Source organism: Arthrobacter sp. NPDC056493, assembly GCF_042795115.1.
Classification (GTDB): Bacteria; Actinomycetota; Actinomycetes; order Actinomycetales; family Micrococcaceae; genus Arthrobacter.
Genome location: NZ_JBHTSL010000055.1, coordinates 1 through 25,977, shown reverse-complemented (window position 1 = coordinate 25,977; position 25,977 = coordinate 1). Strand labels below are relative to the sequence as shown.

General features: G+C 67.3%; 26 protein-coding genes. 14 read left to right on the top strand and 12 right to left on the bottom strand.

Annotated features, from left to right (window positions below; translation table 11 throughout):
• Positions 1–12: 12 nt before the first annotated feature.
• From ACFQ50_RS19025 to ACFQ50_RS19015, 3 genes are read right to left on the bottom strand one after another with little or no spacing between them, the layout of a single operon-like run.
• Complete coding sequence (locus ACFQ50_RS19025; protein ID WP_377997194.1) at positions 13–885, bottom strand: SURF1 family protein; 873 nt, start codon at positions 883–885, stop codon at positions 13–15.
• Entirely contained in the window at positions 886–1,146 is a 261-nt protein-coding gene (locus ACFQ50_RS19020) for a hypothetical protein (protein ID WP_377997193.1), read from the bottom strand. It abuts the gene before it with no gap.
• On the bottom strand, positions 1,143–1,610 hold the full coding sequence (locus ACFQ50_RS19015) for a DUF3099 domain-containing protein (RefSeq protein WP_377997192.1): 468 nt from the start codon (positions 1,608–1,610) through the stop codon (positions 1,143–1,145). Before ACFQ50_RS19015 ends, ACFQ50_RS19020 begins: the two co-directional genes overlap by 4 nt.
• A 118-nt stretch (positions 1,611–1,728) precedes the next feature.
• Between ACFQ50_RS19015 and fabG the strand changes: the two genes are divergently transcribed.
• From fabG to ACFQ50_RS19000, 3 genes are all read left to right on the top strand, one after another.
• Complete coding sequence (gene fabG, locus ACFQ50_RS19010; protein WP_377997191.1) at positions 1,729–2,454, top strand: 3-oxoacyl-ACP reductase FabG; 726 nt, start codon at positions 1,729–1,731, stop codon at positions 2,452–2,454.
• Between the two features lie 155 nt (positions 2,455–2,609).
• Positions 2,610–3,362, top strand: coding sequence for an SDR family oxidoreductase (locus tag ACFQ50_RS19005; RefSeq protein WP_377997190.1), 753 nt, complete (start codon positions 2,610–2,612; stop codon positions 3,360–3,362).
• A gap of 190 nt (positions 3,363–3,552) precedes the next feature.
• On the top strand, positions 3,553–4,413 hold the full coding sequence (locus tag ACFQ50_RS19000; protein WP_377997189.1) for a VOC family protein: 861 nt from the start codon (positions 3,553–3,555) through the stop codon (positions 4,411–4,413).
• A 10-nt stretch (positions 4,414–4,423) separates the two neighbouring features.
• On the opposite strand, the gene serB is transcribed toward ACFQ50_RS19000, so the two are convergent.
• On the bottom strand, positions 4,424–5,329 hold the full coding sequence (gene serB / locus ACFQ50_RS18995) for a phosphoserine phosphatase SerB (RefSeq protein ID WP_377997188.1): 906 nt from the start codon (positions 5,327–5,329) through the stop codon (positions 4,424–4,426).
• A gap of 117 nt (positions 5,330–5,446) precedes the next feature.
• On the opposite strand from serB, the gene ACFQ50_RS18990 reads away from it, so the two are divergent.
• Positions 5,447–6,220, top strand: coding sequence for a phosphatase PAP2 family protein (locus ACFQ50_RS18990; RefSeq protein WP_377997187.1), 774 nt, complete (start codon positions 5,447–5,449; stop codon positions 6,218–6,220).
• Here ACFQ50_RS18990 and ACFQ50_RS18985 read toward each other — a convergent pair.
• Positions 6,197–7,459: an MFS transporter gene (locus tag ACFQ50_RS18985; RefSeq protein ID WP_377997186.1), complete on the bottom strand. Its 1,263-nt coding sequence runs from the start codon at positions 7,457–7,459 to the stop codon at positions 6,197–6,199. The two genes, ACFQ50_RS18990 and ACFQ50_RS18985, sit on opposite strands and share 24 nt — an antisense overlap.
• Before the next feature lie 71 nt (positions 7,460–7,530).
• Between ACFQ50_RS18985 and ACFQ50_RS18980 the strand changes: the two genes are divergently transcribed.
• Positions 7,531–8,061 (top strand): CGNR zinc finger domain-containing protein, encoded by a 531-nt coding sequence (locus ACFQ50_RS18980; protein WP_377997185.1) that lies wholly within the window; start codon positions 7,531–7,533, stop codon positions 8,059–8,061.
• Positions 8,062–8,191: 130 nt separating this feature from the next.
• Here ACFQ50_RS18980 and ACFQ50_RS18975 read toward each other — a convergent pair whose 3' ends face one another.
• Positions 8,192–9,130, bottom strand: coding sequence for a cation diffusion facilitator family transporter (locus tag ACFQ50_RS18975; protein ID WP_377997207.1), 939 nt, complete (start codon positions 9,128–9,130; stop codon positions 8,192–8,194).
• 170 nt (positions 9,131–9,300) lie between these two features.
• Positions 9,301–9,663: an ArsR/SmtB family transcription factor gene (locus ACFQ50_RS18970; RefSeq protein WP_377997184.1), complete on the bottom strand. Its 363-nt coding sequence runs from the start codon at positions 9,661–9,663 to the stop codon at positions 9,301–9,303.
• Positions 9,664–9,754: 91 nt separating this feature from the next.
• Here ACFQ50_RS18970 and ACFQ50_RS18965 point away from each other — a divergent pair, with 91 nt between their 5' ends.
• The 5 genes from ACFQ50_RS18965 to ACFQ50_RS18945 all read left to right on the top strand — a co-directional run bounded on the left by ACFQ50_RS18965 (position 9,755) and on the right by ACFQ50_RS18945 (position 13,849).
• Positions 9,755–10,540 carry an ABC transporter ATP-binding protein gene (locus ACFQ50_RS18965; protein WP_377997183.1) on the top strand — a complete coding sequence of 262 codons (786 nt, stop codon included), beginning with the start codon at positions 9,755–9,757 and terminating at the stop codon, positions 10,538–10,540.
• A gap of 18 nt (positions 10,541–10,558) precedes the next feature.
• Complete coding sequence (locus ACFQ50_RS18960; RefSeq protein WP_377997182.1) at positions 10,559–11,344, top strand: sulfite exporter TauE/SafE family protein; 786 nt, start codon at positions 10,559–10,561, stop codon at positions 11,342–11,344.
• Between the two features lie 93 nt (positions 11,345–11,437).
• Entirely contained in the window at positions 11,438–12,247 is an 810-nt protein-coding gene (locus tag ACFQ50_RS18955) for a TrmH family RNA methyltransferase (protein ID WP_377997181.1), read from the top strand.
• Between the two features lie 168 nt (positions 12,248–12,415).
• Positions 12,416–12,673, top strand: a complete 258-nt coding sequence (locus tag ACFQ50_RS18950) for a type B 50S ribosomal protein L31 (RefSeq protein WP_003802336.1) — start codon at positions 12,416–12,418, stop codon at positions 12,671–12,673.
• A gap of 81 nt (positions 12,674–12,754) precedes the next feature.
• Positions 12,755–13,849 (top strand): biotin/lipoate A/B protein ligase family protein, encoded by a 1,095-nt coding sequence (locus tag ACFQ50_RS18945; RefSeq protein WP_377997180.1) that lies wholly within the window; start codon positions 12,755–12,757, stop codon positions 13,847–13,849.
• 61 nt (positions 13,850–13,910) lie between these two features.
• Here ACFQ50_RS18945 and pepN read toward each other — a convergent pair whose 3' ends face one another.
• Together pepN and ACFQ50_RS18935 are read right to left on the bottom strand one after the other, a co-directional pair.
• Entirely contained in the window at positions 13,911–16,556 is a 2,646-nt protein-coding gene (gene pepN, locus ACFQ50_RS18940) for an aminopeptidase N (RefSeq protein ID WP_377997179.1), read from the bottom strand.
• A gap of 38 nt (positions 16,557–16,594) precedes the next feature.
• Complete coding sequence (locus ACFQ50_RS18935) at positions 16,595–17,620, bottom strand: YeiH family protein (RefSeq protein ID WP_377997206.1); 1,026 nt, start codon at positions 17,618–17,620, stop codon at positions 16,595–16,597.
• Positions 17,621–17,778: 158 nt separating this feature from the next.
• Here ACFQ50_RS18935 and ACFQ50_RS18930 point away from each other — a divergent pair, with 158 nt between their 5' ends.
• The 3 genes from ACFQ50_RS18930 to ACFQ50_RS18920 are packed head-to-tail and all read left to right on the top strand — an operon-like array spanning position 17,779 to position 21,141.
• Positions 17,779–19,374, top strand: coding sequence for a circularly permuted type 2 ATP-grasp protein (locus ACFQ50_RS18930; RefSeq protein ID WP_377997178.1), 1,596 nt, complete (start codon positions 17,779–17,781; stop codon positions 19,372–19,374).
• On the top strand, positions 19,367–20,293 hold the full coding sequence (locus tag ACFQ50_RS18925; RefSeq protein WP_377951025.1) for an alpha-E domain-containing protein: 927 nt from the start codon (positions 19,367–19,369) through the stop codon (positions 20,291–20,293). The genes ACFQ50_RS18930 and ACFQ50_RS18925 overlap by 8 nt, the downstream gene beginning before the upstream one ends.
• Complete coding sequence (locus ACFQ50_RS18920) at positions 20,290–21,141, top strand: transglutaminase N-terminal domain-containing protein (RefSeq protein ID WP_377997177.1); 852 nt, start codon at positions 20,290–20,292, stop codon at positions 21,139–21,141. Before ACFQ50_RS18925 ends, ACFQ50_RS18920 begins: the two co-directional genes overlap by 4 nt.
• A gap of 30 nt (positions 21,142–21,171) precedes the next feature.
• Here ACFQ50_RS18920 and ACFQ50_RS18915 read toward each other — a convergent pair whose 3' ends face one another.
• From ACFQ50_RS18915 to glgC, 3 genes are all read right to left on the bottom strand, one after another.
• Entirely contained in the window at positions 21,172–21,654 is a 483-nt protein-coding gene (locus ACFQ50_RS18915) for a pyridoxamine 5'-phosphate oxidase family protein (RefSeq protein ID WP_377997176.1), read from the bottom strand.
• Between the two features lie 45 nt (positions 21,655–21,699).
• Complete coding sequence (locus ACFQ50_RS18910) at positions 21,700–23,151, bottom strand: SDR family NAD(P)-dependent oxidoreductase (RefSeq protein WP_377997175.1); 1,452 nt, start codon at positions 23,149–23,151, stop codon at positions 21,700–21,702.
• 62 nt (positions 23,152–23,213) lie between these two features.
• Positions 23,214–24,629: a glucose-1-phosphate adenylyltransferase gene (glgC, locus tag ACFQ50_RS18905; protein WP_377997174.1), complete on the bottom strand. Its 1,416-nt coding sequence runs from the start codon at positions 24,627–24,629 to the stop codon at positions 23,214–23,216.
• A 99-nt stretch (positions 24,630–24,728) separates the two neighbouring features.
• Between glgC and glgA the strand changes: the two genes are divergently transcribed.
• Entirely contained in the window at positions 24,729–25,925 is a 1,197-nt protein-coding gene (glgA, locus tag ACFQ50_RS18900; protein ID WP_377997173.1) for a glycogen synthase, read from the top strand.
• Positions 25,926–25,977: the final 52 nt, after the last annotated feature.

The window sequence follows — 25,977 nt, the reverse complement described above, 5'->3', positions numbered from 1 at the left end:
GTGCTCCGGTCGTCAGTAGCCCTGGGCATCCAGGATCGCGTCTTCCTCTTCTTCCGCGGTCGGCCGCTTACGCTTCCGGGGTGCCGGCGGACGACGTCGGGCTCCCGCGGCGGCGTGGGCAGGCTCACCGTCCAGCGCCTCGGCGTCCTCGGCATCCATCGCGGCGTTGCGCGCCTGCTGCCGGGCAGCGTATCCAAAGCCCACGAACATGAGGACGCCGAAGGCGAACCACTGCAGCGAGTAGGACAGGTGCGTACCCTCATCTACCGAGGGCATCGGGAACTGCTGCGGCATGTCCGCCACCGGCGGTGTCTCCGAGGCGAGCTGACCGTATGCGCCCGTGAGCAGCGGGTAGCCGAGCTCGGTGGCGTAGGCGGGCAGGTCAATGGATGCCAGCTGGCCTTCCGGCGCGCCGCGCTGCAGGGTGGGTTCGCTGTGCTTGAGCCGCACTACGGCAATGATCTGCCCGGACGGCGGCGCCGGAATGGAGTCCGGCCGGCCGGGCGTCTTATTGCCGATCGGCAGCCAGCCGCGGTCAACCACCACAGTCTCGCCCGACACGAGCCTGAACGGCACCACTACCTCGTATCCGGGCTGCCCGTTGAGGGGGCGGTTGCGCACGATCCGCTGCCCGTCGACGTCGTACGTGCCCTGGAGCCTGACCTGGGTCCATTCCTTGGACGGGTCCAGTTGGTTGAACTCATTGCGGGCCTGGGCAAACGTGATGGGAGTGGCGGAGTAGTTGGACGTGACGCGCTGGATTTCCGCGAGCGTCTCCGCCCGGCGGTCCATCTGCCAGCGGCCGAGGAAAACGCAACCGGTGGCGAAGATCGCGGCCAGCAGGAGATAGCCCAGCCACTTGCTGGAAAACAGGAACCTGTACATTCAGCTGTTCCCGCCCGCTTCAGCGCCCTCGAGCGGCACGGTTTCCTTCCAGAGCCCCCGCGTCTGCAGGTAGTCCTCCAGCCACGCCTTGTGCTCACCGCACGCCAGCCACACCTTGCGGCGGTCAGGCGTATGGATCTTGGGATTGTTCCAGAGCAGCTGCCAGGACGCATCGGCCCGGCAGGCTTTGCGGGAGCACGCGGCCGCGGATGCTGGCCCGGCCAGATCGCCGCTGCCGCCACCCAGGTTGAAAATGTTCATGAAGCTTTCTGTCCCCGGCCGTCGTCGTCTTCTTCGTCATCAGCAATGAGTTCGCCCTGGAGCACGGTCGGCTCATCGGCCGCGTCCGCGCTTTCGGCAGTCCCGGGTTCCTCGGCCGCTCCCAGCTCAGCGTAGGGCGTGTAATCGAGCAGCGCATCGCTGTGGATCTCTGCCTTGTCCGAACCGTTGGCGATCACCACAGCGACCCACGGCAGGAACACCGCACCCGCCACCGCAATCAGCTTGAACCAGCCGTCCACCACGAAGATCAGAATCAGGCACACCATGCGGATACCCATGGCGAGGGCGTACTTGATCATCCGCTCCCGCATGTCTTCGGAATGCGCTGCGGCGGCGTCCGTGATGCTGATTACTTCCGGATGGCCGGCGGCTGCGTCACGCTTCCCGGGCGTCTGCTGTCCGGGTTGGGGTTCAGGTATCACGACTGTCTCATCACGCTCCAATGGCTACCCCAATTCTCTCACCATCCGAAGTTGGCTCCCAATCGGGCGATAAGATCGGAGGCAGTCAAATTTCCAGCCATCACAGCGGAGCCATGCTCCGCGGAAATCCGGAGCACACATGTCTGAAGCAGCAACCACGGCCCGCAGCGTCCTTATCACCGGCGGAAACCGCGGCATCGGCCTGGCCATCGCGGAAGCATTCCTGGCCAACGGCGACAAGGTGGCCGTGACCTACCGCAGCGAATCGAAGCTGCCGGAGGGTGTCCTCGGGGTCAAGGCCGACGTAACCGACGAAGCCTCCGTTGACGCTGCGTTCGCCGAGGTTGAGGCCGCCCACGGTCCCGTCGAGGTGCTGGTGGCCAACGCCGGCATCACCAAGGACACGCTGCTGCTGCGCATGAGCGAGAACGACTTCACGTCCGTCATCGACACCAACCTGACCGGCGCGTTCCGCGTCATCAAGCGCGCCTCGAAGGGCATGATCCGGCTGCGCAAGGGCCGCGTGGTACTCATTTCCTCCGTTTCGGGCCTCTACGGCGCGCCGGGCCAGATCAACTACTCCGCCTCCAAGGCCGGGCTTGTCGGCATCGCCCGCTCCCTGACCCGCGAGCTCGGTTCGCGGGGAATCACGGCTAATGTGGTGGCTCCCGGATTCATCAACACGGACATGACGGCCGAACTGCCGGAAGCAACCCAGAAGGGTTACCTGTCCAGTATCCCCGCCGGGCGCTTCGCAGACGCCTCGGAGGTGGCCAACGTGGTGCGCTGGATCTCCAGCGACGAGGCCGCCTACATTTCCGGCGCCGTCATTCCGGTCGACGGCGGCCTCGGCATGGGGCACTAGGCCCCCAGGCGCACGACTTCGCCAACGGGCAGGCCACCGGCTTCTTTGTCGCGTTCCGACAAAGGAAACCGGCCTGCCCGCTGGCATGATGGACTGCAGGCCATCAGTCATTAGACGTTTTGAACAAAGATCAAGATTTAGATAAGGGAGCCCACATGGGACAGTTGGACAACAAGACAGCCATCGTCACCGGTTCTTCGCGCGGCATCGGCGCCGAAGTTGCCAAGATCCTCGCCGGCGAGGGCGCCGCCGTCGTGGTTAACTACCGCCAGAAGGCGCCCCGCGCCAACAAAGTGGTGGCCGGGATCCAGGCCGACGGCGGCCGTGCCGTCGCCGTGGGCGCTGACCTGACCACCCTCGAAGGCGTGCAGGCGCTGGCCAGCGCCGCCATGGAAAACTTCGGCTCGCTCGACGTCCTGGTCCTCAACGCCTCCGGCGGCATGGAAACAGGGATGGAAGAGGACTACGCCCTCAAGCTCAACCGCGACGCGCAGGTCAACATGCTCAACGCCGCCGCGCCCCTGATGAAGGAGGGCTCCCGCGTTGTCTTCGTGACCAGCCACCAGGCCCACTTCATCAATTCGGTGCCCACCATGCCCGAGTACGAGCCCGTGGCCCGCAGCAAGCGTGCCGGTGAGGACGCCCTGCGTGAGCTGCTGCCGAACCTGGCGGACAAGGGCATCACCCTGGTGGTCGTGTCCGGCGACATGATCGAAGGCACCGTGACCGCGACGCTGCTGGACCGGTCGAACCCCGGCGCCATCGAGGCCCGCCGCGCCGAGGCCGGCAAGCTGTACTCCGTTGAGGAGTTCGCCGCGGTGGTTGCCAGCATGGCCACCGCCGACGTCGAGTCCGGCCACACGGAATACGCCGGCGGCGCGGACTACTTCGGCAAGAACGCCGGCTAGTCCGTCCGGCATCTGCCGTCCGCGGGTTCCTGACGCGGGTTCCTGACCCGGATCCCTGACCCGAAGGCCCGGCGCAACAGCGCCGGGCCTTCGGCGTCCCCGCCGCGGTGGCCGCGGCCTGCATCAGCAGTACACAAATCGGGCCGCGCAGGCGTTGTCCGGCCGGCCTGGGGCGCCTAGGGTCATAGCCATGGCAGACGATGCAGCAGCAGCGAAGCGGAGCTATCCGGCCGGCGTGCCGTGCTGGGTGGACAGCCAACAGCCGGACGTGGGAACGGCCACGAAGTTCTACGGGGGACTGCTCGGTTGGGAGTTCGACGCCGGCACGGCGCCACCCGGGGACACTGGCAGTTACGCAATCGCCCGGCTCGGCGGCCAGGAGACAGGCGCCATCACCGGTTTCGGCACCGGCCCCCACGGCGTCCCCGCCTGGAACACGTACATCGGAGTCGAGAATGCAGACGCCGCAGTGCGTCATCTGCTGTCAGCCGGGGCCACTCTCAAATCGGCTCCTGCCGATACAGGCGTTGGCGGCGTGTGGGCCGCGCTGGCCGATCCCGAGGGGGCGGAGTTCCGCATCTGGCAGCCGGCGGAGCGGCCGGGCGCCCAGGCGGTCAACGTGCCGGGCGGCTGGAACTTCAGCGACCTCCATACCGCGGACACGGATGCTGCCGCGGACTTCTATGCCAGGGCCTTCGGCTGGCAATTTGACCGTCTCGACTTCGGCACCATGATCCGCCGTCCAGGCTACGGCGACCATCTGGAAGCCACCGTCGACCCGGATATCCGGGCCCGCCAATCCGGGGACGCGGTCCCCACAGGTTTCGCCGACGCAGTGGGCTGGCTTGCGCCTACCGCCCCTGGCGAGCGGCCGCACTGGCATGTCACCTTCACCGTCGCGGACCGTGACCGGGCGGTGCAGGAGGCGGAGCGCCTGGGCGGCCACGTCCTGGCGCAGGACGAGACCGAGTGGACACGGACCGCCCTGATCCGGGACCCCGGCGGGGCCGTGTTCACGGCAAGCCAGTTCACGCCGCCGTCGGGCTTCTAGTTCCGGATGTTCAGACGCCGGCGATGTGCCGCACCGCGTCGAGGTACGGGATGTTGATGGCGGCGTCGGCCACGGCACGGACGGCGGGCTTGGCGTTGAAGGCCACGCCGATGCCCGCGGCGCCGAGCATGTCCAGGTCGTTGGCGCCATCGCCCACTGCGATGGTGTGCTCCAACACGATGCCCTCGGCGGCCGACCATTCGCGGAGGTACTTTTCCTTGGCTGCACGGTCAATCACAGCCCCGAGGACCTTGCCCGTCAGGGCCCCGTCCACGATCTCCAGCTCGTTGGCGATCCAGTAATCCATGCCGAGGTCCTCGGCGATGGGGCGCAGGATCTGGTTGAAGCCGCCGGATACCACCGCAACGGCGTGGCCCGCAGCCTTGAATGCGGCCACCAGCTCCGCGGCACCCTCGCTCAGCTTCACTTCTGCGCGGACCGAGTCGACGACGGCGGCCGGCAGCCCCGCAAGGACGGCCACGCGGGCGTGCAGGCTTTGCGCGAAGTCGAGTTCACCGCGCATGGCGGCTTCCGTAACGGCAGCGACTTCGTCGCGCTTTCCGGCATAGGCGGCGAGGAGCTCGATGACCTCCTGCTGGATCAGGGTGGAGTCGACGTCCATGATGAGCAGCTTGCGCTCGGCCTTCCGCAGTTCCGCGGGGACGATGGCGGTGTCCACGCCGGCCCGCTCCGCGTTCTCCTTCGCGGCGGCAACCGCGTGCCGCAGGCCGGCGATGTCCGCGGCAGAGCCGGACGGCACGGAAAAGTCCACGGTGCAGACCTCGAAGCGTCCGTCGCCTGTGCTGGCAGCTTCTCCGAAGCTGGCACCGGAGTCCGCCAGCAAGGACCGCAGGTTTTCCGGTTCCGAGGGGGACAGTTTCAGGCCATAGCTGACCGCAGTCACGTTCGAAGTCATGGCTGCAATCTTAGCCAGCGCAGCGCCGCCTCCCGAATCCGTTGCATGGAATCAGTCCCCACCCGGCTCCCAGCAAACGTCCGGCCAACCCGGAGGCCGGTCCGGCAGAATGGCCGGATGCTCTTTGCCTTGATTGCCCGCCTGCGCCCGGCGCCCTTGCTGAGGGCGTCGCAGCAGGTTCTTTTCTGCTGGGCCGGGGCTCTCCTGGTGGCCGGTGACGCTGTTTTCTGGCTCATGTTCGCTGCCGTCCAGTCAGATTCGGGGCTGGCCGCCCTGGATGGTCCTGTGCACAGCCTGATGGTGGATTCCCGGAATCCCGCGGCCACCGTTCTGCTGGCGGCCCTGACCACCGTGACATCGCCGGAAACGCTGAGCGTCATCGGAGGGGCGTTTGCCCTGGCGTGGGCGCTGTGGAAGAGGGAGCTGTGGCGCCCGGCGGTCCTCATGGGTGCCATGGTGCTGGCCGTTGTGCTGACAACCCTCATCAAGCAAGCGGTTGGGCGGTCCCGGCCGTCGTCCTCTGATTTCCTGCTCGGTCCCGACGACGCACTTTCCTTCCCGTCGGGGCACACTGTCGGCATCGGCGTATTCTCCGTTGTGCTCGCCTACCTCGTGCTATCCCGTTCGGGAACACGTACGACGGCGGTACTTGGGTTCTGTGCCGCCTTTGCACTCACGGCACTGGTCGGCTTGAGCCGGCTGTACCTCGGCTATCACTGGCTTACCGACGTCGTGGCGTCCTGCGGGGTGACCCTCGCCGTGGCAGCCGTCGCGGTGTTCGCAGACGCAGCGCGGCACGGTAGGGCAGAACCGCGCACCGGAACGGGCGACGTCCGGACGCAGGACACTTTGGTGGTGGCAGACGCGTCAGCGCCGGACGCGCAGGCGTAGCAACGCCACGGCTGCGGCCGCGATTACTGCAGCCGCGAAGGCACTGACGCCGGAGTAGCCGGTCAGGCCCATGACCGGCCCCGCTGCCGCGCTTCCCACCGCGGCGGCCAGCGACATGGTGGCGTCCGAGAACCCCTGGACCGGGACGCGTTCAGCGGGTGTGAGGGAAGCCACGAGCAGGGTGGAACCGGCAACGGTGGTTGCCGACCAGCCCAGCCCGAGAAGGATCAGGCCAACGGTGACCGCTCCCATGCTCTGGGACGCCAGCCCTGCCAGTGCCACAGCCGCGAGCAGGGTGAGCAGGCCCGCCAGCGCGGTGGCGTGTGGCCCAAGGCGGTCAGTAAGGACGCCCATCAGCGGCGACAGGGCATACATCCCCGCGATGTGCAGGGAGATGGTCAGGCCGATCAGTGCGATGGTGTCGGCATTCCCGGCCGCGTGTCCGGCGTGGTGCTGCATGTGCAGCGGTGTCATGGACATCACGGCGACCATGACCGCGTGGGCCGCAATGACCGCTACGACGGCTCCGCGGGCGGTAGGGTGCCGTTTCACGGTCCGCCAGCCTTCACGCCAGGTGTCGAAGAGCCTGGAAGCAGGCAGAACGTCCGCCCCGTCGAGGGCGCGGCGGGTCAGCAGCGGGTCCGGGTGCAGGGACAGCGCCACGATCGCAGCGCCAACCACCATCCCCAACGCAGAGATCAGGAAGGGACCGGCAGCAGGCGGAATGTCCAGCCAGCCAGCCAGGACGGCTCCGGGGGAGACCATGTTGGGTCCCGCGACGGCGCCGATGGTGATCGCCCACACCACCAGGGAGAGGTCCCGTCCCCGGTGGGCCGGCTCGGCCAGGTCCGTCGCAGCGAAGCGGGCCTGCAGGTTGACCGCCGAAGCCAGACCAACGAGGAAGGATCCGGCAAGCAGGAGCACAAACAGTTGCGCGGTCACTGCGGTGACCATCAGGAAAGTGCCGGCGATCGCCGCGGCCAGGCCGGTGGTGAGGGCCACACGGCGACCCCGTTGCAGGGCCAGCCGGGAGAGCGGAATCGCCGTGGCCGCGGTGCCGAGGGTGAGGGCTGTGTTGACGGACCCGGCCCACGCTTCGGACCCTGACAGGTCAACGGCCAGGATGGAGCCCAGGGCGAGGGTTGAGCCGTTGCCCAGGCCCGAGAAGATCTGTGCGATCGACAGGGTACGCACGATGCGGCGCTGGGTGGAACGGCTTGCTTCGGCGGTGCTGGTCAAGTCGGGTGGTCCCCTCGGGCTGGTGCTCGTCGTGGAAAACCTCCACAGGACAACTGTGATGTCATGGGTTTATGCAGTTCAACCATGACAACATGCACGGGGTGCGTTTGGCGGAATCGCTCGTCAACATGCTCGCCGACGGCCCGTGGGGCAGTGCCGCCCTGCAGGATCTCCTGACAACGCACATGTTCCGCTCACCCCGGATCACACCCGCGAACCAGGACGAAATGCGGGAGTGGGCCGTCCGGCTGCGGACGGTCTTCGCAGCCGAGGACCAGGCGGACCGCTGCGCGGCGGTCAACGCCCTGCTGGCCGAGGGCGTGCGGCGCGTATTCCTGACCACCCACGACGACATGCTCCCGCATCTTCATTTCGCGGACGCCGGCGAAACCCTGGCCGAAAGGGTGCGTGCGGTCACCGCCGGCGGGCTTGCGATCTTCATGACCGAGGCGGCGGGTGAGCGGCTGGGCGTCTGCGCCTGGCGGGACTGCAGCCGCGTATTCGCCGACACCAGCCGCGGCGGAAACCGTACGTACTGCTCAGCCCGGTGCGGCAACGCCGACGCTGTCCGGCGCTATCGCGGCCGGGCGCGGACCCTTTAGCGCGCGCCGAATGAAGCGAGCGCCAGCTGACGCGGGTGCTCCAGCCGGCGAGCGCACCTGGCGCCACTGGGCCACAGCGCCACCGTGACTGGACCACCGCGGCGTAACAAGAGGCAGGGAATTTGTGAAGCTATGGCGTCCGGGGACTGGCGGCCGTCGGCGTAAGGACCATCTCGTCGAGTTTGGGCAGGGCGTGGCGGAGCCGGTGCGCTGCCTCCTGCATGGTCTGTTCAGCCAGGCGAAGGCTGGTGTCGTCGACGGCGATGGTGGCCGCACCCTGAAGGCGGTGACCGACCCAGCGGAGCTGCACGCGCTTCACGCCAATGATTCCGGGCGTGTCCTCCAGGGTGCAGCGGGCGCTGTCCACGAGTTCCGGCTCGATTCCGTCCATCAGCCGGCGGCCGATGCTGCGGACAGTTCCCCACAGCAGGACGATGATGGCCGCCGAGATCAGCAGGCCCACGATCGGGTCCGCCAGGGGGAAGCCGAGCATGACGCCGCCGGCGCCAACCACCACGGCCAGGGATGTGAAGCCGTCCATGCGGGCGTGCACGCCGTCGGCCACCAGCGCCGCCGAGCCAATCCGGCGCCCGACCCTGATGCGGTAGATTGCCACTGCCTCGTTTCCGGCGAAGCCGATCAGCCCTGCGCCCATGACCCAGCCCAGGTTCTGGAGCGCCTGGGGGTGGATCAGCCGGTCCACCGACTGCCACGCCGCCAGTACCGCTGACAGTGCGACGACGGCGACGATGAACAGCCCGGCCAGATCCTCGGCCCTGCCGAAGCCATACGTGTAACGGCGGGTGGCCGCCCGACGGCCCAGGATGAACGCAATCCACAACGGAACGGCGGTCAGGGCGTCCGAAAAGTTGTGGATGGTGTCAGCCAGCAACGCGACGGAACCGCTCACCAGAACGACAAGGAACTGCAGGACCGTCGTCCCGAGGAGCATGAACAGGCTGATTTTCAGCGCCCGGATGCCCTGTGCGCTGGCCTCCAGGGCGTCGTCGACCGAGTCGGCGGCATCATGGGTGTGCGGGACGAAGAGCTCGAAAAGCCAGCCCTTCATCCCCTTGTGGTGCTTGTGCCCGTGGCCGTGGTTATGCCCGTGCTCGTGATGCCCCTCCTGCTTATGGTCATGACCGTGATCGTGGTCATGCTCATGATGCTCGTAGTCCGCGGCGCTTCCGTTTATGGGCAGCCCGGTGGCCTGCGTCCCGTCACGCACAGTCCGGTCGCTCACGATGCGGCTCCATTCATGCGGTGGTGCGCCGGCTGTCCGCCGAGCGCATGCTCGGCCTGGAAGATCGCATCCGCGACGAGCTGTCGTGCGTGCTCGTTTTCGAGCCGGTAGAGGACCCTGGTCCCGTCCTGGCGGGTGGAGACCATTCGCGCCAGCCGCATCTTGGCCAAGTGCTGGGACACGGCCGCCGGCGACTTGCCCACCACCTCGGCCAACGCTCCCACGGCCATCTCACCCTCGCGCAGGGCCATGATGATCCGCACCCGGGTGGCGTCCGCCAGCATGGCGAAGATCTCTACCGCGAGCTCCACGTACTGGCTGTCGACGTCAAGCCTGCAAGCCTGCTTATCTGCGTTCATACGCATATAGTGTCATAAACGTGGAGGGCGTGCCGACGACTGGAGTTACCGGTTATCAGTCGCACCGTGTTTTGTCCTAGTGTCTACTTCTATGAGTGATGTTCTTGAAATGGCCGCCGTCAGCGTTGTGCGCGGAGCCAAAACGCTCCTGAGCAAGGTGGACTGGCAGGTCAGGGAAGGCGAGCGGTGGGTCATTCTTGGCCCCAACGGCGCCGGCAAGACCACTCTGCTGCAGATCGCTGCTGCGAGGCTCCACCCCACCAGCGGTATTGCCGGCATCCTGGACGAAAGCCTCGGAAAGGTGGACGTCTTCGAACTGCGGCCGCGGATCGGCCTCTCCTCGGCGGCCCTGGCCAACCAGATCCCGGAGTACGAGAAAGTGCTCAACGTCGTCGTCACCGCCGCCTACGGCGTGACCGGCCGCTGGCGCGAAGGCTACGAGAAGGACGACGAACGCCGCGCCTTCGCCCTCCTGAACGACTGGGGCATGGGGCCGCTCCTGAACCGGAAGTTCTCCACGCTCTCCGAGGGTGAACGCAAGCGCGTGCAGATCGCCCGGGCCCTGATGACGGACCCCGAACTGCTGCTGCTCGACGAGCCCGCCGCCGGCCTGGACCTGGGCGGCCGCGAGGACCTTGTGCACCGCCTTAGCCAGCTGGCCATGGACGAGGACGCCCCGGCGATCGTGCTGGTCACCCACCACCTTGAGGAAGTCCCGCCGGGCTTCACCCACGCCATGCTGATGCGCGACGGCGAAGTGGTGGCTGCCGGGCCGGTCGAAGAGGTCCTCACCTCGGGCAACCTGAGCGAGACCTTCGGCCTGCCCCTGGACGTCGCGGTAAACGCCGGCCGTTACACGGCAACCGCCCGCCGCTAGCGGGGCGGTCGGCACAGCGTGGAGTTTTTCAGCGGCATCCTTGTGTTCTTCGCCGGCCTCTGGGCCGGCACCATCAACAGCGTCGTCGGGTCCGGAACCCTCGTCACCTTCCCGGTGCTGATCGCCCTGGGCATCGCCCCGGTGACGGCCTCCATGAGCAACGCCATGGGCCTCGTCGCCGGCGGCGCAGCAGGCGCGTGGGGTTACCGCCGCGAGCTGAAGGGCCGCGGCCGGCAGCTCCTGCGGCTGCTCCCGGCGTCCCTGCTGGGCGGCATCAGCGGAGCCTGGCTCCTGCTCCACCTGCCGGAAAAGGTCTTCCATTACGCGGCGCCGGTGCTCATTGTGCTGGCCCTGCTGATGGTGGTGTTCCAGCCCAGGCTCCAGCAATGGGTGCGGAACCGCGAGGAAAACCCCGAGCATGCCCTGCGGGACAAGCACCACGGCGTTTTGCTGGTGGTCCTCGTCTTCCTCGCCGGCGTGTATGGCGGATACTTCGTCGCGGCCCAGGGAATCCTGCTGGTGGGCATCCTCGGCGTGTTCATGACGGGCACCATCCAGAACGCCAACGCCATGAAAAATGTCCTGGTGCTGGGCGTGAACCTGATCGCGGCCGCGTCCTATCTGCTGTTTGCCTTCGACCGGATCAACTGGGCGGTGGTGGCAATCATCGCCGTCAGCTCCCTCATCGGCGGCCTCGCCGGCGCCAAGGTTGGCCGCAGGTTGTCCCCACCCGTTCTGCGCGGCGTCATCTTTGCCCTGGGCCTCGTGGCGCTCGGCTTCCTGGTCGCGAACCTGCTCAAGTGATGACTGAATGCATTTGATCGAAGTGCAAGCGCTTATCGAAGTGCCTGTGTTTACGCCTATCGAAATGCCTGTGTTTATAGGAATGACAGCCCGGTGACTTTCCACTATCTCGAGTCCGTCGCTGATCCGCGCGTCTCCGACTACACCCAACTGACGGACGTGCACCTCCGGAAGCTCCGCGAACCCGCCGAGGGCATGTACATCGCCGAATCTTCGCGCGTCCTCCGGCGCGCCCTCGCTGCCGGGCACCGGCCGCGCTCTTTCTTCCTCGCCGAAAAATGGGTTGCGGACCTCGCGGACATCTTCGAGAAGTATCCGGACGTTCCCGCGTACATCGGCAGCGCCGGCCTCCTGGAGGAGATCACCGGGTTCCACCTCCACCGCGGTGCCATGGCGGCCATGCACCGCCCTGCGCCGGTCCCGCTGCCGGAACTGCTGGCCGGCGCCCGCCGCGTGGCGGTGCTGGAGGACATCGTGGACCACACCAATGTGGGCGCCATCTTCCGGTCGGCGGCGGCGCTGGATGTGGATGCCGTCCTGGTCTCGCCCCGCTGCGGCGATCCGCTGTACCGCCGCAGCGTCCGCGTCAGCATGGGCACCGTCTTCCAGGTGCCGTGGGCCCGGCTGGACAGCTGGCCGCAGGACCTCACTCTCCTTAGGGAGCAGGGCTTCACGGTGGCGGCGATGGAGCTCACCGAGGAGGCCGTGGACCTGGACCAGTTGGCCGCGAGCAACCCGGAGCGGCTCGCCCTGGTGCTGGGCACGGAAGGTGCCGGCATGAGCGCGGACACGCTGGCCGCTGTCGACCTCGCCGTGAAGATCCCGATGCGTGCGGGCGTGGACTCGCTCAACGTGGCGGCGGCGTCAGCCGTCGCATTCTGGGAGCTGCGGCCGCGGGCCTGAACTCGCCGGAACGGCAGGTTCGTTAGTTCCTCCGCCATCCGCTATGATTGATAGCTGGTTCCCCTGTGATTTTCGCCGGCCTTTCGGCTGGCCGAAGCGCGGACGGAAGCCATCCCATTCATACCTGGCAACTGGCAAAATCCAGTTGCGTGAACAAAAGGTCCCATTATGAAGTCTGATATCCACCCGAAGTACGAAGCTGTTGTTTTCAACGACCTGGCCTCCGGCACGAAGTTCCTGACCCGCTCCACCGTGTCTTCCTCGAAGACCATCGAGTGGGAAGACGGCAACACCTACCCGGTCATCGACGTCGAAATCTCCTCCGAGTCCCACCCGTTCTACACGGGCAAGCAGCGCATCATGGACTCCGCTGGCCGCGTCGAGCGCTTCAACGCTCGCTTCAAGGGCTTCGGCGGCAAGAAGTAATTCACTTCCCCCAAGGTTCTTTGGAAAGCCCGCACCGGCAACGGTGCGGGCTTTTCGCGTTTGTGGGGCAGGATGGAAGGCATGACTGCCACGCCAGGTTCTGCAACAGGGAGGGCGGCCCGGGGGCTGCACGGCGAGTACAAGGTCCCGGGCGGCAAGCTCGTGGTGGTGGACCTCGACGTCGTGGACGGCGCCTTCACGGACGTTTCCCTCAGCGGCGACTTTTTCCTCGAACCGGACGAGGCCCTCCTGGCCATCAACGCCGCCCTGGAAGGATTGCCGGAAAATTCGACGGCGGCCGACATCGCCGCCGCCGTGGAGGCCTCCCTCCCGGAGGACGCCGTGCTGTTCGGTTTCTCGGCCGACGCCGTGGCCATCACCGTCCGCAGGGCGCTGGCCAAGGCCACCGCGTGGACGGACCACCACTGGAGCATCATCGCGCCCGCTGTGCTGCCCACGCACCTGAATGTGGCGCTGGACGAGGTGCTCACCGAGGAGGTCGGCGCCGGCCGCCGCAACCCCGCCATTCGCTTCTGGGACTGGGAGGAACCGTCCGTGGTGATCGGCAGCTTCCAGTCCTACCGCAATGAGGTGCATCCCGAGGGCGTGTCCCGGCACGGCATCACGGTGGTCCGCCGCATCAGCGGCGGGGGAGCGATGTTCATGGAGGCGGGCAACTGCATCACGTACTCGCTCTACCTGCCGCAGACGCTCGTGGACGGCATCAGCTTTGCCGACTCCTACGCCTTCCTCGACGCGTGGGTGATGGCCGCCCTGAAGAAGCTCGGCATCGACGCCTTCTATGTGCCGCTCAACGACATCGCCACCGGCCAGGGCAAGATCGGCGGGGCGGCCCAGAAGCGGCTGGCCAACGGCGGCATGCTGCACCACGTGACCATGAGCTACGACATCGACGCCGACAAAATGGTGGACGTGCTCCGGATCGGCAAGGAAAAGCTCTCGGATAAGGGGACCACCAGCGCCAAGAAGCGCGTGGACCCACTGCGCCGCCAGACAGGCCTGGCCCGGGCCGAAATCGTGGCGGCCATGATGGAGGTGTTCGCCGAGCGCTACGGGGCCACACCGTCGGAAATCACGGACCAGGAACTGGAGACTGCCCGTCAACGCGTCGCGTCAAAGTTCGGCACGGACGCGTGGCTCCACCGGGTCCCCTGAACCCCTAGAGACCCCCCATCGAGTGCTCCGTAACTGCCCTTCTGAGAGGTCAAAAGGGCACTTATGGAGCAACCGACGGGGCCTCCACCGACACAGCCTGTGCCGCCAGTGACCGGTGCAGGTGGCTGCGCTGCTCGATGATGATCCGGCGCAGGGCACGCGGGGCGTCCGCGTGCTCTGAGAGCCAGCGGTCGGTGCGTGCCACCACGGGATGGTCCTCCGGGGTGGTGGCCGAGCCCAGGTCCCGGACGGACGGGTACAGCCCTCGGACGATCCGGCTGGCGATTTCGATGCTCCGCTCCGCCCACACCGTTTCCAGGCATCCGAAGTAGGGCTCCACAAACGGGTCCAGGAGCTCCTCGGTGGCTGTGTTGAAACCTGCGATGGTCGCGCTGAGCAGCTGGTTGGAGAGCTTCGTCCCGCGCACTGCGGCGTCCCAGGCTGCCGCCTTGACCGCTGCCTCGGGCCGGGCGGCCAGGGCCGTGGCGTGTCCGGCGCGGCCGGAAGCCGTGGTGTCCCTCGCCAGCTCGGCGTCGAGCTCCTGCTCGGTGGCCAGGCCCCGGGCCGCCAGCGCATGCCACAGGCTCCAGCGGAGTTCCGCGTCCACGGACAGTCCGGGCACCCGCTCGCCGCCGTCCAGCAGGCCGCGGAGCAGTGCCGTCTGGCTGCCGTCAGTCCGGCTGACCGTGGCGAGCGTCCTGGCCCAGGCAAGCTGCTGGTCCGAGCCGGGTTCCGCTGCGTACAGTTCCCGTGCCGCGCCCTCGGCGAAGGAATTCCGCAGGGCTTCGCGGCCCCGGGCCGGCACGTACTGCTCAAGGGCCATGGTGGCGTTGCCCAGGATGTTCAGCAGGACGCCGATGCCGGACTCGGCGGCAGCAAAGCGGAGCACAGCGTCCACATACTGCGAAGCGGGCGTAATGCCGTCGCGGGCCGAATTCCACAGCGCGGACCAGCTCAGGGCGCGGGCCATGGGGTCGGCGATGCGGTCCAGCGAGGAACGGATGGTGGCCTCGGAGAGGGGGTCGAGCCGGACCTTGGCGTAGCTGAGGTCCTCGTCGTTGACCAGCAACAGGGCTGGCCGGGCCTTCCCGGACAGGGCGGTTATTTCCTGGGTACCTCCGGCCAGGTCGGTTTCCACGGAATCAGTGCGGACCAGCGCCCCGTCGGCGTCGAAGTTGTACAGCCCGACGCGCAGCCGGTGCGGGCGCGGCTCCTGCCGCCCGGTGACGGGATCGGGAGCGTCCTGCAGCAGCACGACCCGTTCGAGGACGGCCGTCCCGTCAGCCGCCTCAGCGGTCTCCAGTTCGGTGCTCAGCGTCGAGATGCCGGACGTCTGGAGCCACTGCCTGGCCCAGGTGGTGAGGTCCCGGCCGGAGGACTCGGCCAGCGCAGCCAGCAGGTCCGCCAGCCTGGTGTTGCCGTACTCGTGGTCCCTGAAGTACTGCCGGGCACCCGCAATGAAGGCGTCGAAGCCAACGTACGCCACGAGCTGCTTCAGGACCGAGGCGCCCTTCGCGTACGTGATGCCGTCGAAGTTCTGCTTTGCCGCCTCGAGGTCCGGGATATCGGCGACGATCGGGTGGGTGGTGGGCAACTGGTCCTGGACATAGGCCCAGGCCTTGCGCTTGTTCGCGAAGTTGACCCAGGCGGTGTCCCAGTCCGTGGCGCGGTCCACGCCGAGGGTGCCCATGTAGTCCGCGAAGGACTCCTTCAGCCACAGGTCGTCCCACCACTGCATGGTCACGAGGTCGCCGAACCACATGTGCGCCATCTCGTGCAGCAGCGTGTTGGCGCGGCCCTGGTACTGGGAATCGGCGGCCCGCGAGGTGAACACGTAGTCTTCCGTGAAGGTGACCAGGCCGGGGTTTTCCATTGCCCCGAGGTTGTATTCGGGCACGAAGGCCTGGTCGTATTTGCCCCACGGATAGGGGTAGGCGAACAGCCTGTTGAAGAATCCGAGTCCCTGCTTGGTGAGCCGGAACAGCTCGGCGGCGTCGAACGAGGGCGCCATGGACGCCCGGCAGTAAAGTGCCAGTGGCACATCAAGGCGGGTCCCGCCGTCGTCCGTCCCGCTCCAATGGTCCTCGGCCTTGAAATAGGGCCCGGCCAGTACAGTCGTGATGTAGGTGGACATGGGCAGGGTGGGAGCGAAGTCCCAGCGGGAGGCCCCGGTGTCCTCCGCCAGGGGCAGGCGCGCCGCCACGGCTCCGTTGGAGGCCACCTCCCAGCCGGCCGGGGCGGTGACGGAGAAGGTGAACCGGGCCTTGAGGTCGGGCTGTTCGAAGTTGGCGAAAACGCGGCGGGCATCGGCCGGCTCGTACTGGGTGTAGAGGTAGCACTGGCCGTCGGCCGGGTCGAAGAACCTGTGCATGCCCTCGCCCGAGCTGCTGTAGAGCGCCGTTCCGGTGACCGTCACCTCGTTCTCGGCCTGCAGGTTCTCCAGCCGGATCCGTGCGCCGTCCACCACGTCGCGGACCGGCAGTTCCGCGCCGTTAAGCACCACGCTGTGCACGTCTCCGGCGATGAAGTCCAGGAAGGTGGAGGCCCCGGGCTGCGCCGCAGAGAACGAAATGGTGCTGCGGCTGGTGTACCCGCGGGCGTCCGGATCCGGTGCGTTGCGGACGTCGAGTGAGACGTCGTAGCTGTGGGTGGTGATGAGGGCGGACCGCTCTGCCGCTTCGTTGCGCTGGAGGTTCTGATTCGACACCGGACTATTGAATCACGAGCGCAGATGAACGATGGGCTCTACTGAACCATGAGCAGCGCGGCAGCCAACCCGAGGACCGCAATCAGCAGCCAGGCCGCCAGGGCGGCGAGCACGGCGCGCGCCCCGGTGTGCAGCAGGGTGCGGATGCGCACCGCCGATCCGAGGCCAAAGAGGGCGGCGCCCAGCAGCACGTCCTGCAGGCCGGCCGCCGCCTCCAGCCACCCGGCGGAGAGCCAGCCGCTGGAGCGCAGCGCCACCATGGCCACGAATCCGACGACGAACAGCGGAACCAGCGGAGGCTTGCCCCCTGCAGGTCCGCCGGCCCGGCCACCGGCTTCCCGGCGGTGCCGGATCCGCTGCTCTGCCCCGGCCATGGCCACCATGGGTGCCAGGAGGATCACCCGGGTGAGTTTGACGACGACGGCGAGGGCCAGTGCCGCCGGACCGGCGGTTTGCGCCGTGGCCACCACCTGCCCGACGTCGTGGACGGAGGCACCGGTCCACGCACCGAAGGCCTCGGTGCCCAGATGCAGCGGATGGACCAGCAGCGGGAGCACGCCGATGGCCAGCGTCCCGCACAGCGTCACCAGGGCCACGGGCAGGACCGTGTCCCGGTGGCTGATCCGCCGCACCGCGGCCATCGCGCCGATCGCCGAGGCGCCGCAGATGGAAAAGCCGGTGGCGATCAGCAGGGCAGTATCGGCCGGAAGCCGGAACAGCCGAGAAATCCCGTAGGTGCCGGCGAAGCTGGCCACCACCACCGCCGCGATGAGCAGGAGGGCCAGCCAGCCGAGGCCGAGCACGTCCGAGAGGCTCACCTTCAGCCCCAGGAGCACGATGCCGCCGCGCATCAGGTGCTTGCCGGCGAAGTCCAGCCCGGGCCGGGCACGCCCGGCCGTCCACACGGCCGTGCCGGGAAGGTTGGCTGCCAGCAGGCCCAGGACCACGGCCAGGGTCATGGCCGGAAGGGCGGGCACGGCGCCATGGATGGCGAACGCGAAGGCCAGGGCGACGACGGCGGTCAGCAGGCCGGGCAGATTCCGGGTAAGGTTCTGATGCGTCATCCTGCGCAACTGCGCCAGCAGCGGCGGCGGGAGTCGGAAGTCTGGCACCTCACAACCTTGCCGGACGTCGACGCCAAAGACCAACCGGAAGTCCCGCCAACACGCCAGGGCTGGGACGGGAAATGAATTCGCAACAAAAAGGTGGTTGGCTAATGACCATGTCTGACCTATTCCAGGATTACTCCGAGGCTGCCGGCCGCACCGGCGCCTACGACGAGATGTTTGCCCCCGGGCAAAAGGCACGCCAGTCGTACGGCCAGGTTGCGGGCGCGCTGCGGCAGCTGTCCCTGGCGGACGTCAGCGCGCGGGCGGACTCGATGGCGAGGACGTTCCTGGACCGCGGCGTGACGTTCGACTTCGCGGGGGAGGAGCGCCCGTTTCCGCTGGACATCGTGCCGCGCGTCATCCCCGCCCGTGAATGGGACGTGCTGGAACGCGGCGTCGCCCAGCGGGTGCGGGCGCTCGAGGCGTTCCTGAAGGACGTCTACGACAAGATGACCGTGGTGTCCGACGGCGTGATCCCGCGCCAGCTGATTACCACCAGCGCGCACTTCCACCGCGCCGTGCACGGCTTCGAACCAGCGGGCGGGGTTCGGGTGCACATCTCCGGCATCGATGTGGTCCGGGACGCCGAGGGAACGTTCCGGGTCCTGGAGGACAACGTCCGTGTGCCGTCCGGCGTGAGCTACGTGCTGGAAAACCGGCGGGCCATGGCAAAGGGCCTCCCGGAAGCCTTTGGCCAGCAGCTCATCCGCCCGGTGGAGGAATACCCGCGCCGGCTGCTCTCCGCCCTGCGCAAGACGGCGCCGTCGGGCGTGGATGACCCCACCGTGGTGGTGCTGACCCCCGGCGTCTTCAACAGCGCCTACTTCGAGCACACGCTCCTGGCCGGCCTGATGGGTGTGGAGCTGGTGGAGGGACGCGACCTCATCTGCCGCGGCAACCGCGTGTACATGCGCACTACTGCCGGCGAGCAGCGCGTGGACGTCATCTACAAGCGCATCGACGACGATTTCCTCGACCCCCTGCAGTTCCGCTCCGACTCCATGCTGGGCTGCCCCGGCCTGGTCAACGCCGCCCGCGCCGGCGGCGTCACCATCGCCAACGCGGTGGGCAACGGCGTGGCGGACGACAAACTGGTGTACAGCTACGTACCCGACCTGATCCGCTACTACCTCGGCGAGGAACCGGTGATCGCCAACGTGGACACCTTCCGGCTGGAGGAGAAGGAAGCCCGCGAGCACGTCCTGGACCGCCTCGATGAGCTCGTGGTCAAGCCCGTGGACGGCTCCGGCGGCAAGGGCCTGGTGATCGGCCCGGACGCGTCCAAGGAAGAACTCGACGCGCTGCGCAAGCGCATCATTGCCGACCCCCGCGGCTGGATCGCGCAGCCGGTGCTGCAGCTGTCCACCGTGCCGACGCTCAGCGGCGACAAGTTCGGCCCCCGGCACGTCGACCTCCGGCCGTTCGCGGTCAACGACGGCGACGACGTCTGGGTGCTGCCCGGCGGGCTCACCCGCGTGGCACTGAAGGAAGGGTCACTGATCGTGAACTCCAGCCAGGGCGGCGGGTCGAAGGACACCTGGGTGCTGGCGGGTTCGCCGCAAGTGCCGGTGGAGCGGCTGCCGCGGCAGTCCGTCACCGTCCGGGAGCGGGTCTCCGTGTGGCCGGTCGAGAGCAACTGGCGCGACCGGCAGTCGGAACAGCAGCAGCAGCAGATTTCTGACGCGCAGGAGGTACCCGCGAATGCTTAGCCGAATTGCCGAATCCCTGTTCTGGATCGGCCGCTACGTTGAACGTGCCGACGGCACAGCCCGCATCCTCGACGTGCACCTGGAGCGCCTGAACCACCTGCCCACGGAGGAGCGGCGCAGCGTTGCCCGCGAACTGCTCGGGGTCATGGGCGCCCGCCCGCAGAGCGAGGACTTCGGGCTGGAGGAACTGCTCCACGCCCTCGCCTATGACAAGCACAGCGCCACTTCGATTGCAGGGTCCCTCGGCGCTGCCCGCGAAAACGCCCGGCGCGCCCGCGAAACGGTCTCCTCCGGCCTCTGGGAGAGCCTGAACACCACTTACTACGGGCTGAACCAGCACCGCAAGGACGTGGTGGGCACCTACCGCTTCTGCCACTGGGTGCTTGAGCGCACCGCCATGGTCAGCGGCCTGGCCGACACCACCGTCAGCCACGACGATAGCTGGCTCTTCCTGGCGCTGGGCCGTTCACTCGAGCGGGCCGACATGACTGCCCGGATGCTTTCCACGCGGGACGTCCTCTCCGCAGGCATGTCCTGGGTGAACATGCTTCGCTGCGCCGGCGCCTACGAATCCTTCCTGCGGACGCGCCGGGCCGCCTTCGGCGACCAGCACGCGGCCGAGTTCCTCCTGTTGGACCGGCTGTTTCCGCGCTCCATCGTGTACGCCCTGCGGGACGCCGACGACTGCTTGGCGAAGCTGGACCCCTCGGCCCAGCGGGTTGGCTTCATCAACGACGCCCGCCGGATTGTGGGCCAGGCCCGTACCTTCCTGGAGTTCCACCGCACGGACGACCTCATGTCCGAGCTTCCGGAGCACATGGAGCGCGTGCAGAAGGCCGTTGCGCAGGCGTCCGACGCCATTTCCCGTAAGTACTTCAATCAGGCGGATGAACTGGCCTGGGTGGGAGAAGTTTCATGACCCGGCTGAGCATCGTCCACAGGACCGGCTACAAGTACAAGCGGCGCGTCACGCTGTCCTACAACGAGGCCCGCATGACCCCGCTGACTGACCCGCAGCAGGTGGTGCTGGAGTCCTCCATGAAGGTCACGCCGTCGCAGGCTGCGGTCAGCAGCTACCGCGACTACTGGGGCACCCGGGTCACCGCGTTCGACATGCAGATGCCGCACGAGCACCTGGAGGTCCTGGCCACCACCACGGTGGAGGTCCACCGGGCGGTGCGTGTGCCGTCGGAGGCTGACATCGTGGGCTGGGACGACCTCGCTTCCCCCGAGACGCTGAACCAGTTCAGCGACTGGGTCCCGCAGTCACAGCTGACCGGCCCGGGGGAAGAGGTCCTCGGCATCATCCCTGGCGTGGTTGCAGGCAAGAACCCGCACGAGGCAGCCATGGCCATCTTCGCCTGGATGCGCGGCGAGATGACCTACATGAAGGGCAGCACCGGCGTAACGACCAATGCCGAGGAGGCCTGGACCCAGCGCCAGGGCGTGTGCCAGGACCTGGCCCACCTCGCCATCGGCGCACTGCGGAGCTGCGGTATCCCCGCACGGTACGTCTCGGGTTACCTGCACCCGCGGTCGACGGCGGACATCGGCGAGACGGTGGCCGGCCAGTCCCACGCGTGGCTGGAATGGTGGGACGGCGAATGGCGCAGCTGGGACCCCACCAACCACAAGCCGGCCGGGGACTTCCATGTGACCGTGGCCCGCGGCCGCGACTACCGGGACGTGCCTCCGCTGAAGGGCATCCTGTCCGGCGGCGGCGGCTCGAACCTGAGCGTGAGCGTGGAGATCACCCGCCTGGCCTAAGCCTGCGGTCGGGGCCAGAGCTACGGCAGGTCACTCCGGCGAGGCTTTCACCGCGCCGCTGAGCTGGGTCCACCAGGTGAGCGGCGCGGTGACCTTGAACCGTCTGCCGGTGATCGAGTCCGGCGTGATGCGGATGAAGTGGTCCTTCTGCCCTGCCTGCCACGGGAACAGGTAGAGAGAGGCCGAATCGAGGATTTCCTCGGTGCTCTTGAGCGCCCCCGCTTTTCCCTTGACAACCACGCTCCAGGCCATCCCCGATTCGGCATCCACTCCGTCGGCTTCCAGTGCCACCGGAGATTCCCCGACGGCGCCACCAAGTTTGGTGCCCTCAGCCGTGCGGAATACCAGCGTGCCGTGGTCCACGGTGTAGTTCAGCGGGAAGATGTCTGGGTGGTCATCCACCCAGACGGCCAGCCTGCCGACCGAAACCTGCCGGAGCAGGTGCCAGCACTGGCTGGAATCCAGACGTTCAACGGACTCGTGGGATGCCTCGACGGGCTGCACGTTGGTCATGGACCAGAGCCTACGCCGCAGCTACCCGACCTGCCAGAGCGCTGTTTACCAGGGGCTGGCCTTGTAGTCCTTCAGGAACACCCCGTACTGGTCCTCGCCGTTTTCGCCCATCACGATGGGGTCGTAGACCCGGGCCGCGCCGTCCACCAGGTCCAGGGGCGCGTGGAAGCCTTCCTCCATCAGCCGGACCTTGGTGAAGTGCGGGCGTTCGTCGGTGATCCAACCGGTATCGACAGCAGTCATGAGGATCCCGTCGGCCTCCAGCATCTCCTGCGCGCTGGTACGGGTCATCATGTTCAGGGCCGCCTTGGCCATGTTGGTGTGCGGGTGGCCGGGTCCCTTGTAGGCCCGGGAGAACTGGCCCTCCATGGCGGAGACATTAACGATGTACTTGCGCCGGGCGGTGGACCGCTTCATGGCATCGCGCAGCCGGCTGACCAGCAGGAACGGAGCGGTGACGTTGCACAGCTGCACCTCGAGCATCTCCAGCGGGTCCACCTCGTCCACCACCTGCGTCCAGCTGTTAATGGTGGCCAGGTCCGGGACCAGGCCGCCGGCGTCGATGGCCGTTCCGGCGGCGATCCGCTCCAGGGACGCCGAACCGGTGGACAGCGCAAGCGACGTGACGGCATCGCCGGCCAGGACCGGGTGCTCGGTGACGCTGCTGGCAATGGCGAGCGGGTGCTTGTCGTGCGCGTGGCCGAAGGTGACCAGTTCCGGGCCTCCGTTGGCTGCCTCCAGGGCGGCCGGGAGCGGCTCGTCCTCGGCGTCGACGAGCGGCTTGTAGGCGTTGCCGGAGCGGCGCACCGTCTGGGCGGCGTTGTTGATGATGATGTCCAGCGGGCCGGCGGCATTGAGGTCATCGGTGAGGGCCATGACCTGCGACGGGTCGCGGAGGTCGATGCCCACGATCTTCAGGCGGTGCAGCCATTCCCCGCTGTCCTCCATGGCGGCAAAGCGGCGCGCGGCGTCCTTGGGGAAACGGGTGGTGATGGTGGTGTGCGCGCCGTCGCGCAGCAGCCGCAGCGCAATGTACATGCCGATCTTGGCGCGGCCGCCGGTCAGCAGGGCACGCCGGCCGGTGAGGTCGGTGCGGGCATCGCGCTTGGAGTGGCTGAACGCCGCGCACTCGGGGCACAGCTGGTGGTAGAAGGCGTCCACCTGGGTGTAGTGCTGCTTGCAGATGTAGCAGGGCCTGGACCTGATGAGGTGGCCGGCAACATTTCCCGTGGCGGACGGGGCGAGCTTGTTGCCCCGCGTCTCGTCGTCGATCCTGTCGGGCGCTGCGGTGGCCGTCTGGGCCAGCACGGCGCGGTCCGCTTCCGCGATCAAATCGCGCTTGGTGACGCGGCGGTGCCGCTTGACGGCCTTGAACATTTTGCCGGTGGCGCGGCGCACCGAGACGTAGTCGGGGTGCTCCTCGTCGTAGACGTGGATGGTGTTCAAAACCTTGAGGCAGGCCTGAATCTCTTCAGGCGTCAGATCGGCGGAGCTCATTGATCTGATTTTACAGCCTGTGGAGGGTCAGACCTGCCTCAAGGAAAACGCTCGAAGAGGGATTAGGAACGGACTGCCTGCTGCGTCGGGGAGTCCACGCCGACGGCGGCAGCCTGCACCTTGCCCACTTGTTCGACCGAGTTGCGGACCTCGGGCCAATTCTCCGTGGCGGCCCTCACGGCATCGGGGACCAAATGCAGGTTGGCCGCGGACAGTGCACGCTCGGCCTCGTCCGGTTCCGGGACGGCCTGGTACTTGGAAAGGACCGTGATGCCGGAATCCGTCACCTTGAAACCGCGCGCGCGGTCCAGCTCCGGGTCGAGGCCGATGGCAGCGCCGGCAGGGACCTTGACGTTCTTGTCGATGATGGCCCGGCGCACCACAGCGCCTTCGCCGATCTGCACCTTGTCCATGAGGACCGAGTCGATGACCCGGCTCGCCGCACCGACGTAGACGTCGTTGGACAGGACGGAGCCTTCCACGATGCCGCCGGAGATGACGACGCCGCTGGCCACGATCGAATCGAGCGCCGTTCCCACGGTGTTGTTGTCGCCGCGGACAAATTTGGCCGGCGGGGAAATGCTCTGGCGGGTGTAGATGGGCCACTCGGAGTTGTACAGGTTGAACACCGGCAGCGGCGAGATCAGGTCCATGTGGGCTTCGTAGAAGGAGTCGATGGTGCCTACGTCACGCCAGTACGTCCGATCCCGTTCGGTGGAGCCGGGAATGTCGTTGAGGGTGAAGTCGTAAACGCCGGCCTGCCCTTGGTTCACGAAGTAGGGGATGATGTCCCCGCCCATGTCGTGCTTGGTGTCCAGCCGCTCGGCGTCAACGTGGAGCGCATCAACCAGGGCGTCGGCGTCGAAGACGTAGTTGCCCATGGAGGCCAGGAACTGGGTGGGGTCTGCGGCCAGCCCGGGGGTGGAGGCGGGCTTCTCGACGAAGGCGGCGATCTTCTGGGGGTCTTCGGGGTCCACTTCGATGACGCCGAACTGGTTGGCCATGTTGAGGGGCTGGCGGACAGCGGCAACGGTGGCCTTCGCGCCGCTCAGGACGTGCTGCTCAACCATCTGGGCGAAGTCCATGCGGTAAACGTGGTCGGCGCCCACTACGACGACGATGTCGGGATTGGCGTCGTGGATCAGGTTCAGGGACTGGTAGATGGCGTTGGCGCTGCCAAGGAACCAGCTCTTGCCGACGCGCTGCTGGGCCGGAACGGAGGCGACATAGTTGCCCAGCTGCGTGGACATCCGCCAGGTTTCGGAGATGTGGCGGTCAAGGCTGTGGGACTTGTACTGCGTCAGGACCACGATCTGCAGGTACCGGGAGTTGACGAGGTTGGACAGCGCGAAATCGATCAGGCGGTAGCTGCCGGCAAAAGGCACGCCAGGTTTCGCCCGGTCTGCCGTCAGCGGCATAAGACGGTTTCCCTCGCCTCCCGCGAGGACAATGGCCAGGACTTTCTTCGTTAACGGCATGGTCGCTCCTGTACGCCTTCGTAACTCCCCAAAAAATCCGGTTTGTCCGGACTTTCTTCACACTAGAACAGTTCAACCGTAACGACTACCTTGGGTAACGTGCGAATAGACATTGTGACTAAAGAATTTCCGCCGGAAATCTATGGCGGCGCGGGCGTCCACGTTGCCGAGCTGAGCCGGGTGCTGGCCAATCATGTCGACCTTCAGGTGCGTGCCTTTGGCGCGCCCCGGGACGCCGACTACCATGGCGCCACCGTGACCTCCTACTCGGTGCCCGGGGATCTGGGTGATGCGAACGCCGCCGTGCAGACCCTGGGCGTGGACCTGCGCATCGTCCCGGACATTGCCGGCGCGGATCTGGTGCATTCGCATACGTGGTACGCGAACATGGCCGGCCACCTGGCATCGCTGCTGCACGGCATCCCGCACGTGCTCAGCGCCCACAGCCTGGAGCCGCTGCGGCCGTGGAAGGCCGAGCAGCTGGGCGGCGGCTACGCGCTGTCCTCATGGGTGGAGAAGACCGCGTACGAGGCGGCGGCAGCGATCATTGCCGTGTCCGAGGGCATGCGCCAGGACATCCTGCGCAGCTACCCGGAGGTTGACCCTGCCAAGGTCAAGGTGGTGCACAACGGCATCGACGTCAGCCTGTGGAACCGCGACGAAAACGACGACGTCATCCGCACCCTGGGCATCGACCCCGCCCGCCCGAGCGTGGTGTTCGTTGGCCGCAACACCCGGCAGAAGGGTGTCCCTTACCTGCTGCGGGCGGCCGCCAAGCTCCCCGCGGACGTGCAGCTGGTGCTGTGCCTCGGCGCGGCGGACACGCCGGAACTCGCTGCGGAGACCGCCCGGCTGATCGAGGAGCTGCAGGGCCAGCGCAGCGGCGTTGTGCTGATCGAGCGCATGCTGCCCCGCAACGAGCTGATCCAGGTCCTGAGCCACGCCACCGCCTTTGCCTGCCCCTCCATCTACGAACCGCTGGGCATCGTGAACCTCGAAGCGATGGCCTGCGGCGCTGCCGTGGTCGCCAGCGCAACCGGCGGCATCCCCGAGGTGGTCAACCACGGCGAGACCGGCCTGCTGGTGGAACTCGAACAGGTGACCGACGGAACCGGCACGCCTTTGGATCCGGAGAAGTTCGTCAGCGAGTTCGCCGCGGCCCTGACCGAGGTTGTGTCGGACCCGGACCGTGCCCGGGCCATGGGCCAGGCCGGCCGGAAGCGTGCCGAGGAGCACTTCTCCTGGGAGTCGATCACCCAGACCACGCTGGACGTATACCGCTCGGTTCTCAGCTAGCGCCACCGAATAAACGCCATAAAACGCCCGACGGCGGGGACCTCCTTTGGCG